The 12,944-nt window shown below is 63.6% G+C and carries 11 protein-coding genes and 1 other RNA gene; all 12 read left to right on the forward strand.

Going from position 1 to position 12,944, the window contains the following annotated elements:
• The first annotated feature begins 95 nt into the window (after positions 1-95).
• The 12 genes from rsmI to murG all read left to right on the forward strand — a co-directional run bounded on the left by rsmI (position 96) and on the right by murG (position 12,866).
• Positions 96-929 (forward strand): 16S rRNA (cytidine(1402)-2'-O)-methyltransferase, encoded by an 834-nt coding sequence (gene rsmI / locus AAHB08_RS18515; protein WP_139438874.1) that lies wholly within the window; start codon positions 96-98, stop codon positions 927-929.
• A gap of 61 nt (positions 930-990) precedes the next feature.
• An RNA gene (gene rnpB, locus AAHB08_RS18520) (RNase P RNA component class A) lies at positions 991-1,377 on the forward strand.
• 443 nt (positions 1,378-1,820) lie between these two features.
• Entirely contained in the window at positions 1,821-2,279 is a 459-nt protein-coding gene (gene mraZ, locus AAHB08_RS18525; RefSeq protein WP_005332092.1) for a division/cell wall cluster transcriptional repressor MraZ, read from the forward strand.
• Positions 2,280-3,218: a 16S rRNA (cytosine(1402)-N(4))-methyltransferase RsmH gene (gene rsmH / locus AAHB08_RS18530; RefSeq protein WP_342059729.1), complete on the forward strand. Its 939-nt coding sequence runs from the start codon at positions 2,280-2,282 to the stop codon at positions 3,216-3,218.
• Between the two features lie 3 nt (positions 3,219-3,221).
• On the forward strand, positions 3,222-3,536 hold the full coding sequence (gene ftsL, locus AAHB08_RS18535; protein ID WP_342059730.1) for a cell division protein FtsL: 315 nt from the start codon (positions 3,222-3,224) through the stop codon (positions 3,534-3,536).
• Positions 3,533-5,299: a penicillin-binding transpeptidase domain-containing protein gene (locus AAHB08_RS18540; RefSeq protein WP_139438990.1), complete on the forward strand. Its 1,767-nt coding sequence runs from the start codon at positions 3,533-3,535 to the stop codon at positions 5,297-5,299. The genes ftsL and AAHB08_RS18540 overlap by 4 nt, the downstream gene beginning before the upstream one ends.
• A 101-nt stretch (positions 5,300-5,400) precedes the next feature.
• A complete protein-coding gene (murE, locus tag AAHB08_RS18545) occupies positions 5,401-6,888 on the forward strand; it encodes a UDP-N-acetylmuramoyl-L-alanyl-D-glutamate--2,6-diaminopimelate ligase (protein WP_446699546.1) in 1,488 nt (495 codons plus the stop codon).
• On the forward strand, positions 6,885-8,240 hold the full coding sequence (gene murF / locus AAHB08_RS18550; protein ID WP_342059731.1) for a UDP-N-acetylmuramoyl-tripeptide--D-alanyl-D-alanine ligase: 1,356 nt from the start codon (positions 6,885-6,887) through the stop codon (positions 8,238-8,240). Before murE ends, murF begins: the two co-directional genes overlap by 4 nt.
• Positions 8,234-9,316 (forward strand): phospho-N-acetylmuramoyl-pentapeptide-transferase, encoded by a 1,083-nt coding sequence (gene mraY, locus AAHB08_RS18555; protein WP_005332102.1) that lies wholly within the window; start codon positions 8,234-8,236, stop codon positions 9,314-9,316. The genes murF and mraY overlap by 7 nt, the downstream gene beginning before the upstream one ends.
• A 3-nt stretch (positions 9,317-9,319) precedes the next feature.
• Positions 9,320-10,603: a UDP-N-acetylmuramoyl-L-alanine--D-glutamate ligase gene (gene murD / locus AAHB08_RS18560; RefSeq protein WP_342059732.1), complete on the forward strand. Its 1,284-nt coding sequence runs from the start codon at positions 9,320-9,322 to the stop codon at positions 10,601-10,603.
• On the forward strand, positions 10,600-11,784 hold the full coding sequence (gene ftsW / locus AAHB08_RS18565) for a cell division protein FtsW (protein ID WP_171273127.1): 1,185 nt from the start codon (positions 10,600-10,602) through the stop codon (positions 11,782-11,784). The genes murD and ftsW overlap by 4 nt, the downstream gene beginning before the upstream one ends.
• A complete protein-coding gene (gene murG / locus AAHB08_RS18570) occupies positions 11,781-12,866 on the forward strand; it encodes an undecaprenyldiphospho-muramoylpentapeptide beta-N-acetylglucosaminyltransferase (RefSeq protein ID WP_342059733.1) in 1,086 nt (361 codons plus the stop codon). The genes ftsW and murG overlap by 4 nt, the downstream gene beginning before the upstream one ends.
• Positions 12,867-12,944 lie beyond the last annotated feature (78 nt).

Consider the following 12,944-nt stretch of genomic DNA (forward strand, 5'->3'; position numbering starts at 1 on the left):
CCCGGTTCAAGTTCATTCCCCGACCAGTGTTGAAGTTCTCCATAGTGTAAACGGGCCAATATGGCGACACAATTGTCGGGACACTCGGAGATCCCATGAGTGACACCCCAACCCTGTATATAGTCCCCACTCCCATCGGTAATCTGGCGGATATCACCCAGCGTGCATTGGACATTTTACGCAGCGTCGATCTGGTGGCCGCCGAAGATACCCGGCACTCCGGCATCCTGCTCAGCCACTACCAGATCTCGGTGCCGACCTTCGCCCTGCACGATCACAACGAACAGCAGAAGGCGGATGTGCTGATCGGCCGGATCAAGGAGGGCAAGAGCGTCGCCCTGGTCTCGGATGCGGGCACCCCGCTCATCAGCGACCCCGGCTATCACCTGGTCACCCGCTGTCGCGAGGCCGGGGTCAAGGTGGTGCCGCTGCCGGGCCCTTGTGCCGCCATCACGGCACTCTCTGCCGCCGGTCTGCCCACAGATCGTTTTTCCTTCGAAGGATTTCTGCCGGCGAAAGCCAAGGGCCGCGACGATCGGCTGCAGGCCGTCATCGAAGATACCCGCTCCCTGGTGTTCTACGAGTCGCCGCGGCGGGTGCAGGATACGGTGGAGGCCATCGCTCGCATTCTCGGTGAACGCCAGGTGGTGGTGTGCCGCGAGCTGACCAAGACCTTCGAATCCATCCACGGTCTGCCTGCCTCCGAGATGCTGACCTGGCTTGGGGAAGACGATAATCGCTGCCGTGGCGAGATCGTGCTGGTGGTCGCCGGTGCCAGCAAGGTGGATGAAGAGCTGCCCGCCGAGGCGATCCGCACTTTGGGGCTGCTGGTGGCGGAGCTGCCGCTGAAAAAAGCGGCCGCCCTCACCGCCGAGATCCACGGCGTGAAGAAGAATGCCCTCTACAAGTACGGCCTCGAGCACTATTAATTGCCGTAAAGGGGAATTGCCGGTTTACCCCACTGTGTCACGAGGCTATAATCCGCGCCTCGGAGTCGGCTGGGCAATCGCTGCTTCGTCGTTGTGTCCCTCGGGACAGACGGGCGGAGGGGAGGAAAGTCCGGGCTTCATAGGGCAGGGTGCCAGGTAACGCCTGGGAGGCGCGAGCCTACGACCAGTGCAACAGAGAGCAAACCGCCGATGGCCCGCAAGGGATCAGGTAAGGGTGAAAGGGTGCGGTAAGAGCGCACCGCGCGACTGGCAACAGTTCGTGGCACGGTAAACTCCACCCGAAGCAAGACCAAATAGGCCCCTATTGGCGCGGCCCGCGTTGGGGGCGGGTAGGTTGCTTGAGCCAGTGAGCGATTGCTGGCCTAGAGGAATGATTGCTACCCGGGGCAACCCGGTACAGAACCCGGCTTACAGGCCGACTCCGACCTATTCCTGAAGAGCCTTGCGATTTATCGCGAGGCTCTTTTTTATAGCGGCAGAAAATAGCAAAAGATCGGATGGAGATGCTGGCCGACATAGAGCAGAATCATAAAAATATCTTAAAAATCAATTTGTTGTTTTTTTGTTTGCATACAGTTGTCATGCATTACTGTGTAAAAAGAGGGGAGACTCCAGCATGTGTTACTTCTTTCACATTGTTCATTTTAAAAATGTTCGCAATTAAACCTATGGCCGTTAACACAAATAACTTGTGGAAAATCAACTCATTTAATCTGTAGCCTCCCCGCGCTGCGTCAATATGTTCCCCATGCCCGAGATCCTTGCTTGAAAAGCCCCCTGCTCGTCCTTAAACTTCATGGTGGAGAAAAGTGGATCAAAGTGGTTTTATTGGGCAATTTGCCTCCATAACTCACCTTCGGGGACTGCAATTTGTTGCGTGGCGCTCACGCCATCAGCCTGGACAGCAAAGGGCGACTGGCGATTCCGACCAAATATCGAGATTGGCTGCGCTCCGAGCGCGACGGCCAGCTGGTCTGCACCATCGACATAGCCCATCCCTGTCTGCTGCTTTACCCCCTGAGTGAATGGGAAGAGATCGAGCGCAAGCTCAAGACCCTTTCCAGTACCAATCCGGCGGAACGCCGCCTGCAGCGCATGCTGCTCGGACACGCTACCGAGTGCGAACTGGACGGCAATGGCCGTCTGCTGCTGAGCCAGCCACTGCGTAGCCACGCCGGGCTGGACAAGAAGATCATGCTGGTGGGCCAGCTCAACAAGTTTGAGTTGTGGGATGAAGCCCGCTGGCAACAACAGATCAATGACGACATCCTGGGCCTGCCCGAGGACGACTGGGCAAGTTCACCACGACTACAGGATTTTTCTTTATAAATGACCCAAGCCGCTGAACACATCACAGTGCTGTTGCACGAAGCCGTCGAAGGGCTGGCCATCAAGCCGGACGGTATCTACGTCGACGGTACCTTTGGCCGGGGTGGTCACTCTCGTCTCATTCTCCAGCATCTGGGCCCGAACGGCCGTCTGATCGCCATCGACCGGGATCCCCAGGCCATAGCCGAGGCGGCCAAGATCCAGGATCCCCGCTTCGAGATAGTGCACGGCCCCTTCTCCGGCATCACCACTTACCTGAGCGATCGCGGTTTGCTCGGCAAGGTCGACGGCTTCCTGCTGGATCTGGGCGTCTCTTCTCCCCAGCTCGACGACGCCGAGCGCGGCTTCAGCTTCATGAAAGACGGTCCCCTCGACATGAGGATGGACCCGACCACGGGCCAGAGCGCGGCCGAGTGGCTGGCTCGCGCCGACGTGGATGACATCGCCTGGGTGCTGAAGACCTTCGGCGAGGAGCGTTTCGCCAAGAAGATTGCCCGCGCCATCGTCCATGACCGCGTCACCGAACCCTATGTGCGCACCCGCCAGCTGGCGGAGATGATTGCCCGGGTCAACCCGAGCAAGGAGAAGGGCAAGCATGCGGCGACCCGCAGCTTCCAGGCCATCCGCATCTATATCAACAGCGAGCTGGACGAGATCGAAACCGCGCTGAACGGTGCCCTGCAGGCGCTGGCGACCGATGGCCGCCTCTCCGTCATCAGCTTCCACTCCCTGGAAGACCGTCTGGTCAAGCACTTCATCCGCAAGCACGAGAAGGGGCCGGAAGTGCCCCATGGCATCCCGTTGACCGAGGCGCAGCTGGCCGGTGGCCGCAAGTTGAAGTCGGTCGGCAAGGCGCTCAAACCTTCCGAACATGAAGTCACCGAAAACACTCGATCCCGCAGCTCGGTGCTGCGAGTCGCCCAGCGTCTGGCGGATTGAGTCATGAGCGAGGTACGCATTCATCTGGCCAGGGAGATCATCGGTGATCTCTGGCGTCACAAGCTGCAGGTCGTGCTGACCCTGGCCGTGCTGATCACCGCCTTTGCGGTGATCCTGGTGACCAACATGACTCGCGGGCTGACGGCCAAGCAGAATGACCTGATGGCGGAAGAGGACAGGCTCAACATCGAGTGGCGGCACCTGCTGCTGGAGCAGGGTACCCTGGCCGAACACTCCCGTATCGCGAGTCTGGCCATGGATAAATTGCAGATGGCTCGCCCGCTGGTGACCACCGAGAAGGTAATTACACAACCATGACACGCAAGGCCGCCACCAAGGCTCCGGCAAAGGACAAAGCCAAGGCGAAAGCTCCGTCACTCTACCCGTGGCGCTTTCGCACTCTGGTGTTTTTCATCGGGATTGCGTTTGCCGGCCTGATCCTGCGGCTGGCCTGGATCCAGGTGATAGATCCGGACAGGCTGCGCCAGGAGGGGGACATGCGCTCCCTGCGTACCACCTCCACCCAGGCGGTGCGCGGCATGATCACCGACCGCAACGGCGAGCAGCTGGCGGTCTCGGTGCCGGTCGAGGCGGTCTGGGCCGATCCCAAGACGGTCCACGAGTCCGGCGCCATCCACAACGAGCGCGCCTGGCTGGCGCTCTCCGCCGTGCTCAAGCTCGACATCAACACCCTCAAGCACCGCATCTCCAACCCCAGCAAGCGCTTCGTCTATCTGCAGCGTCAGGTGACCCCTGCCGTGGCGGAGTACATCAAGGGTTTGAAGCTGGGGGGCATCTACCTGCGCCCCGAAGCGCGCCGTTTCTACCCGACCGGCGAGATCAGCGCCCACCTGGTGGGGGTGACCAACATAGACGGCAGTGGCATCGAGGGGATAGAGCGCAGCTACAACGAATGGCTGACCGCGACCCCAGGCGAGATGCGGGTGCGCAAGGACAGGCAGGGCCGGGTCATCGAGCGGCTCGGGCTGGTCAAGGAGGGCAAGCACGCCAACGATCTGCAGCTCAGTATCGATCAGCGGGTGCAGGCGCTGGCCTACCGCGCCCTCAAGCGCGCCACCGACGAGAACAAGGCGACCTCCGGCTCCATGGTGATGCTGGACGTCAAGACAGGCGAAGTGCTCGCCATGGTCAACACCCCTTCCTACAACCCGAACAACCGGGGCCAGTACCAGAGCTTCCGGGTGCGCAACCGGGTGGTCACCGACACCTACGAGCCGGGTTCGACCGTCAAGCCGCTGATCCTGCTCAGCGCCCTGCAGGCGGGCGTCACCAGCTGGAAGGACACCATACCCGGTGGTCCCCTGTACATCGGGGCCAAGCAGATCCGCGACGTGAGCATTCACAAGGCGACCAATCTGTACGACATACTGCGCTACTCCTCCAACATCGGCATGTCGCGCATCGCGCTGCGGATGCCGGCCCAGGAGATGATCAACACCCTCAGCATGGTCGGCTTCGGGATGGATACCGGCAGCGGCCTGATGGGGGAAAGCAGCGGCATGCTGCCCCAGCGCCGCCGCTGGTCCGACATCGAGCGGGCGACCCTTTCGTTTGGCTATGGCCTGCGGGTCACCCCGCTGCAACTGGCCTCCGCCTACGCCACCCTGGCCAACAAGGGCAAGCGGGTGCCGCTCTCCATCATCAAGGTGACCCAGCCGCCCAAGGGTGAACAGGTCATCGACCACAACAACGCCACCGCCATGCTGCAGGCGCTGGAGTACGTGGTCAGCAATGCCATTCCCAAGGCGCAGATCCCGGGTTATCGGGTCGGCGGCAAGAGTGGTACCGCCAAGGTCGCCGTCGCCGGTGGCTACGGCAAGGATTACATGGCCTGGTTTGCCGGTTTCGCACCGGCCAGCAACCCCCGTTTCGTCATGGTGGTGGTGATCAACGAGCCCAAGGGCGATGCCTATTACGGCGGTGCCGTGGCGACCCCGCCCTTCGCCGAGGCCATGGGGGGCGTGCTGCAGCTCTTCAACATTCGTCCCGACGCCATCCCCCCAGAGGTGCCGGCGAAGCTTGCCCGTACGGAGGCCGCCCATGGCGCACCTCGTACCTGATTGGCATCCGTTTCTCTCTGTCGACCCCGCGACTGTCGGGGTGTTTTCCATGGCGCCGCACTCCCTGAGCGCCTGCATTCCTGCCCATTCGGAGGCTTCCCATGTTGCCGCCCCGCGCACTTGATCAACTCATGAGCCATTTTGGCATCCATGCCTCGGCGCTCGCGCTCACCGACATCCAGCTCGACAGCCGGCGAGTCGGGCCCGGTTCTCTCTTCGTGGCAATCCGGGGCCACCAGATGGATGGCAGGCGTTTCATCGAACAGGCGGTGGCTCAGGGAGCGACCGCCGTCCTGTTTGAGGAGGATGGGGAATTTGTGGCCCCTGCCACCTCGATCCCCTGTTTCGGGCTCAAGGATCTGCCCGCTCGCCTCTCCGAACTGGCCGGCCATTTCTATGACCATCCGGCGCAGAAGCTGCAACTGGTGGGCATCACTGGCACCAACGGCAAGAGCACCACGGCCCTGCTGGTCGCCAACTGGCGCACCCTGCTGGGAGGCAAGGCCGGGGTGATGGGCACCATAGGCAATGGCCTGTTTGGCAATCTGATTGAAGCGGAAAACACCACCGGCAGCGCCGTCCAGGTGCAGGCCAATCTGGCCGCCCTGCAGGAGCAAGGGGCGAGCCTGGTGGCGATGGAGGTCTCCAGTCACGGTCTGGTGCAGCACCGCGTCGCAGCCCTGCCGTTTTCCGCGGCTGTGTTCACCAACCTGAGCCGGGATCATCTGGATTATCACGGCACCATGGAGGCCTATGGCGCCGCCAAGGAAGAGTTGCTGAAACTGGTGGACGAGCCCTGCGCCGTCATCAATGCCGACGACCGTCTGGGGCGCCAGTGGCTGGCAGCGTACCCCGGCGCGGTGGCCTTCGGCGTGCATGGCCCGATTGAAAACCATGCCGGGCGACAGTTGACGGCGCAGGATCCCCATTTCCACCAACAAGGATTTGACACGCGCATTAACTCCAGCTGGGGGAATGGTGTATTATCCGCCCCCTTGCTCGGCCGCTTCAACGTCAGCAATGTGCTGGCCGCCATGGGCGCCATGCTGGTACTGGGTTATGACTTCGATGCACTGCTGGCCAGCGCCCCGAAACTGCAACCCGTGACCGGTCGCATGGAGTGCTTCGGCGGTGGCAAGGCGCCGCTGGCGGTGGTCGATTATGCCCACACCCCGGATGCGCTGGAGAAGGCATTGCAGGCCCTGCGGGTGCACTGTGAAGGCCGGCTCTGGTGCCTGGTGGGCTGTGGTGGCGACCGGGATCGCGGCAAGCGGCCCATGATGGCCGCCATGGCGGAGCAACATGCGGACTGCGTGATCCTGACCGACGACAATCCCCGTACCGAGGCGCCGGAGCAGATCATGGCGGACATGGTGGCGGGCCTTCGCGATCCTGCCGCCGTGCAGATCGAGCACGACAGGGTCAAGGCGATCCAGCTGGCACTGAGCCAGGCGAGCAAGCAGGACATCATCCTGGTGGCCGGTAAGGGCCACGAGGATTATCAGATCATTGGAACCGACAAGCGGCACTACAGCGATCGGGAAACCGTCGCGGCCGCCTTGCACACATTAATGGAGTCATTCAGATGATGACCCTCAGGCTTGCCGAGCTGGCGCAGGTGCTCGATGCCCGTCTGATCGGCGGCGACCACGAGATCACGGCGGTCAGTACCGACACCCGCACCCTGGGCAAGGGGGCGCTGTTCGTCGCGCTGCGTGGCGAGCGTTTCGACGCCCACGATTTCTGCGACCAGGCCCTTCAGGCAGGGGCCTCTGCCCTGCTGGTGGAGCGCGAGCTGCCCCTGGCCATACCGCAACTGGTGGTGGCCGATACCCTCAAGGGACTGGGTCGCCTCGGCAAGCTGGTGCGCGAGCGCATCAATCCGAAAGTGCTGGCCATCACCGGCAGCTGTGGCAAGACCACGGTGAAGGAGATGGCGACCGCCATCCTGCGCTGTGAGGGGGAGGTGCTGGCCACCGCCGGCAACTTCAACAACGAAGTGGGGGTGCCGCTCACTTTGCTGCGCCTCGAACCTCAGCACCGGTTTGCGGTGATGGAGCTGGGTGCCAACCACCCGGGGGAGATCGCCTGGACCACCTCATTGGCCAGACCCGATGCCGCCATCATCAACAACGTGGCGGCCGCCCATCTGGAAGGCTTCGGCTCCCTGGAAGGGGTGTTCCACGCCAAGAGCGAGATTTTTGAGGGCCTGAGCGAGGGCGGCACCGCCATCGTCAATGCCGACAACGAGTTCTGGCCGAAGTGGCGGGAGCGGGGCATCCAGTGCGCCTTCTCCCTCGAGGATCAGAGCCAGCCCTTCCATGCCCGCGACATAGCGCTCAACGGGCAGGGCTGCGCCGAATTCGTGATGGTGACTCCCCAGGGGGAGGTGAAGCTGACCCTGGCCATTCCGGGCCGCCACAACGTGGCCAATGCCCTGGCTGCCGCCGCCGGTACCCTGGCGCTTGGCGCGTCGCTCGCCTCCGTCAAGGCGGGGCTGGAGCAGATGGCACCGGTCAAGGGTCGCTTCTGCGTGCAGCGCTGGGGTGGTCTCACCCTGGTGGATGACACCTACAACGCCAGCGTGGAGTCCGTGCTGGCGGGCATCGATGCCCTGACCGCCATGGGCGGCTACAAGGTGCTGGTGTTCGGTGACATGAAGGAGTTGGGTGAGGAGTCCGCGGCCCAGCACGCCCGGGTCGGACACCACGCCCGCGAGCAGGGCCTCGACGCCGTGCTGACGGTAGGGGAACAGAGTCGTCATACCGCAGATGCCGCGGCGGGTCGACATTTCGATAACAAGGCGTCGTTGTTTGAAGTGCTTGCGCAAATGATAAATACACATCAAGAAATCTCGATCCTGGTCAAGGGTGCCCGCGGTTCCCGCATGGAAGATATCGTCAAGATGGTCGTTGACCGTCAGGAGTCAGCCACATGCTAGTCTGGCTGGCGGAACTGCTCACCCCGCACTTCACCTTCTTCAACGTCTTCTCCTACCTGACGTTCCGCGCCATCCTGTCGATCATCACGGGTCTGGTGGTGGCGCTCTGGATGGGGCCGCGCCTCATCCGTCGCCTGCAGATCCTGAAATTCGGCCAGGTGATCCGCAACGACGGCCCCGAGTCACACCTCAGCAAGAAGGGCACCCCGACCATGGGGGGGCTGATGATCATTGCGGCCATCTTCATCTCTGTGCTGCTCTGGAGCCGCCTCGACAACCCCTATGTCTGGCTGGTGCTGTTCGTGCTCGGTGCCTACGGCGCCATCGGCTTTGCCGACGACTACCTCAAGGTGGTGCGCAAGAACACCGATGGCCTGATCGCCCGCTGGAAGTACTTCTGGCAGTCGGCAGTCGCCCTGGCCGTGGCTGTGTTCCTCTATGCCACCGCGACCCATGACGGCCAGACCCAGCTGGTGGTGCCCTTCCTCAAGGATGTGATGCCGCAGCTCGGTCTGATGTTCATCGTGCTGACCTACTTCGTCATCGTCGGTACCTCCAATGCGGTCAACCTGACCGACGGCCTGGATGGTCTGGCCATCATGCCGACCGTGATGGTGGCGGGGGGCTTCGCCTTTGTCGCCTGGGCCACCGGCAACGTGAACTTCGCGAACTACCTGCACATTCCCTACGTGCCCTATACCTCCGAGCTGGTGATCGTCTGTACCGCCATCGTGGGCGCGGGTCTGGGCTTCCTCTGGTTCAACACCTATCCGGCCCAGGTCTTTATGGGGGATGTAGGATCATTGGCATTGGGCGGGGCGCTCGGCACCATAGCCGTGCTGGTGCGCCAGGAGTTCCTGCTGGTGATCATGGGGGGCGTCTTCGTGATGGAGACCGTCTCCGTGATCCTGCAGGTGGGGTCCTACAAGCTGCGCGGCGTGCGCATCTTCCGCATGGCGCCCATCCATCACCACTATGAGAAGAAGGGCTGGCCGGAGCCGCGCGTCATCGTGCGCTTCTGGATCATCACCCTCATGCTGGTGCTGCTCGGCCTCGCCACCCTGAAGGTGAGGTAAGCCATGGTCATCATCATCGGACTCGGCAAAACCGGACTCTCCTGCGTGGACTACTTCCTCGGTCGTGGTGTCACGCCCCTGGTGATGGATACCCGCGCCAATCCCCCGGGCAAGGAGCAACTCCCCCCCGAGGTGGAGCTGATTCACGGGCTGGACGGCGATCTGCTCAAGCAGGCGCACATGATAGTGGCGAGCCCGGGTATCGCCCTGGCGACCCCCGAGCTGAAAGTCGCCGCCGAGTTCGGGGTGCGCATCGTCGGCGACATCGAGCTGTTCGTGCGCGAGACCCAGACCCCCGTCATCGCCATCACAGGCTCCAACGGCAAGAGCACGGTGACCACCCTGGTCGGCGAGATGATCGCCGAGGCGGGCCTCAAGGTAGGTGTGGGTGGCAACATAGGCACCCCGGCGCTGGAGCTGCTCAAGCAGCCCATGGATCTCTGCGTGCTGGAGCTCTCCAGCTTCCAGCTCGAGACCACCTGCAGCCTGCGTGCCGCTGCGTCCGTGGTGCTGAACCTCAGTGAAGATCATATGGATCGCTATCAGGGCATGGCGGATTACCGCGCCGCCAAGATGGAGATCCATCAGCACTCCCAGCACATCCTGGTGAACCGGGACGATCCCCAGACCCTGCCCGACGTGGGTCAGGTGTGGCAGAGCTTCGGGCTCGATTGCAACGGCTACGGCCGCTGCGAGCTGGCGGGTCGCCACTGGCTGACCCTGCACGGGGAGCCGCTGCTGGCGGTGGACGAGATGAAGATAGTCGGTGCCCACAATCAGGCCAACGCCCTGGCGGCCATGGCCCTGTGCGACGCGGTCGGCATTCCCCGGGAGCCGCAACTCGCCGTGCTGCGCCGTTTCGAAGGCCTGCCCCACCGTGCCCGCTTCGTGCGGGAGGTGAACGGGGTGCGCTGGATCAACGACTCCAAGGCCACCAACGTGGGGGCCACCCTGGCCGCCGTGGCCGGGGTGCGCGAGTCGGTCAAAGGCCGTTTGCTGCTGCTGGCCGGTGGTCAGGGCAAGGGCCAGGATTTCGGCCCTGTGCAGGCGCTGCTCGGCAGCCAGATCGATCACATGTACTGCTTCGGTCAGGACGCGGACATACTGCTCGCCCTCGGTGAGCAGACCGAGAAGGTCGCCTCCCTCGACGACGCCGTCGCCAAGGCCGCCGCCGATGCCAGACCCGGTGACTGGGTGCTGCTGGCGCCGGCCTGCGCCAGCCTGGATCAATTCAAGTCCTTCGAGGTTCGCGGCGATCGCTTTACCGAACTGGTGATGATGCTATGAACGCCCTTCGCGTGGTCGCAGGCTACTTGCAGCGCTGGTTGTTGCCGGCGCGTCCCGCCGGTCTCTACGACCGGCAGCTAGTAGTGCTGGCACTGGCGCTGATGTCGGTGGGCCTGGTGATAGTGGCCTCCGCCTCCATTCCCGAAGGGATTGCCCTCGGCGATGACCCCTTCATGTTCGTCAAACGCCACGGCCTCTTCCTGGTGATGGCCCTCGGCATCTCCTGGTTCGTGCTGCAGGTGCCCATGGCGCGCTGGCAGCAGTACAACGGCCCCATGTTGCTGCTCGCCATCCTGATGCTGGTCATGGTGTTGTTGGTGGGGCGCAGCGTCAACGGCTCGGTGCGCTGGTTGCCGCTCGGCCCCTTCAACCTGCAGCCGGCGGAGTTCGGCAAGCTCGCGCTGTTCGTCTATCTGGCGGGTTACCTGGTACGTCGCCAGAGCGAGGTGCGCGAGCGCTTCATCGGCTTCATGAAACCCATGGCGGTGCTGTTCGTGGTGGCCACCCTGCTGCTGGCCCAGCCCGACCTCGGCTCCGTGGTGGTGATGTTCGTCACCTCCCTCGGCATGCTGTTCCTGGCGGGGGCCCGCATGGTGCAGTTCATCGGTCTTATCCTGGTGGGGGTGAGCGCCGTGGTGACCCTGATCATCGCAGAGCCCTACCGGATGCGGCGGGTCACCTCCTTCCTGGACCCCTGGGCCGATCCCTTCGGCAGCGGCTATCAGCTGACCCAGTCCCTGATGGCGTTCGGCCGTGGCAGCTGGTTTGGCGAGGGGCTGGGCAACTCCATCCAGAAGATGGAGTACCTGCCGGAGGCCCACACCGACTTCGTGTTTGCCATCCTGGGCGAGGAGCTGGGCTACGTGGGGGTGCTGGGTGCCCTCTTCCTCATCTTTGCGCTGGCGGTGAAGGCGCTCAAGCTCGGCCATCAGGCGCTGGTGGCGGAGCGGCTGTATGAAGGCTATCTGGCCATCGGCATCGGCATCTGGTTCAGTTTCCAGACCTTCGTCAACGTCGGCGCCGCCAGCGGCATGATGCCGACCAAGGGGCTGACCCTGCCGCTGGTCAGCTACGGCGGCTCCAGTCTCATCATCATGATGGTGGCGGTGAGCATGTTGATTCGTATCGATTTCGAGTTGCGCCAGGCCAGTGCCCAGGCGCGTGTGCGGGAGGTTTCGTGAGCAAGACGTTACTGGTGATGGCGGGTGGTACCGGGGGCCATGTGTTCCCCGGGCTGGCCGTGGCTGATCGCCTCAAGGCCCAGGGCTGGACCATTCACTGGCTCGGTACCGCCGACCGGATGGAGGCCGAGCTGGTGCCCGCCCACGGTTACCCCATCTCCTTCATCGACATCCAGGGAGTGCGTGGCAACGGCATCAAGCGGCTGCTGGTCGCCCCCTATCGCATCGTCAAATCCGTGTTGCAGGCGCGTCGCGTGCTGAACAGCGTTCGCCCTGATGTGGTGCTCGGCATGGGAGGCTTCGCCTCAGGCCCGGGCGGCGTGGCGGCCTGGCTCGCCGGTATTCCCTTGCTGCTGCACGAGCAGAACGCGGCGGCCGGCATGACCAACAAGCTGCTGGCGCGCCTTGCCAAGCGGGTACTGATGGCCTTCCCCGGCGCCTTTGCGCCCAGTGCCCGCACCGCAGTGGTGGGCAACCCGGTGCGTCCCGAAGTGGTGGCCCTGCCGGATCCCCAGCTGCGCAGCGGAGCCGAGCCGCTGCGGCTGCTGATCGTCGGCGGCAGCCTGGGTGCCCGGGTGCTCAACGAGCAGGTGCCGCCAGCGGTGGCCGCCGCCGGCGTGCCCATCGCAGTGCGCCACCAGTGCGGCAAGGGCAACCGGGATGCCGTGGCTGAAGCCTACGCCAAGCAGGGCGTCGAGGCCGAGGTGAGCGAGTTTATCAAGGACATGGCAGATGCCTACGCCTGGGCCGATCTGGTGGTGTGCCGCGCCGGGGCCCTGACGGTCTCCGAAGTGGCTGCCGCCGGTGTGGCCGCCATCTTCGTGCCGCTGCCCCACGCGGTGGACGATCACCAGACCCGCAACGCCCTGACCCTGGTCGACGGCGGGGCGGCCGAGTTCCTGCCCCAGTCCGAGCTGACCCCGGCCTCCTTGGCCGCGCGTCTCTCCTGGCTCGCCGGGCGCAGGGAGACCCTGCTGTACATGGCCCAGGCCGCCCGTCGGGTGGCCATCATAGATGCCGCCGAGCGGGTTGCCGATGAGTGCAAGCGGCTCGCCAGCGGGCAGAGCGAGAAAGCATGTTGAGCAAGATTGCACAGGCCAGGCCGTGCAGTCTTGTCCCCGTATTTATTGATGCCGCCGAGCGCACACCGCTGACGGCAG

The sequence above is a fragment of the Aeromonas sp. OTU364 genome (assembly GCF_038440395.1).
In the GTDB taxonomy this organism is placed as follows: domain Bacteria; phylum Pseudomonadota; class Gammaproteobacteria; order Enterobacterales; family Aeromonadaceae; genus Aeromonas.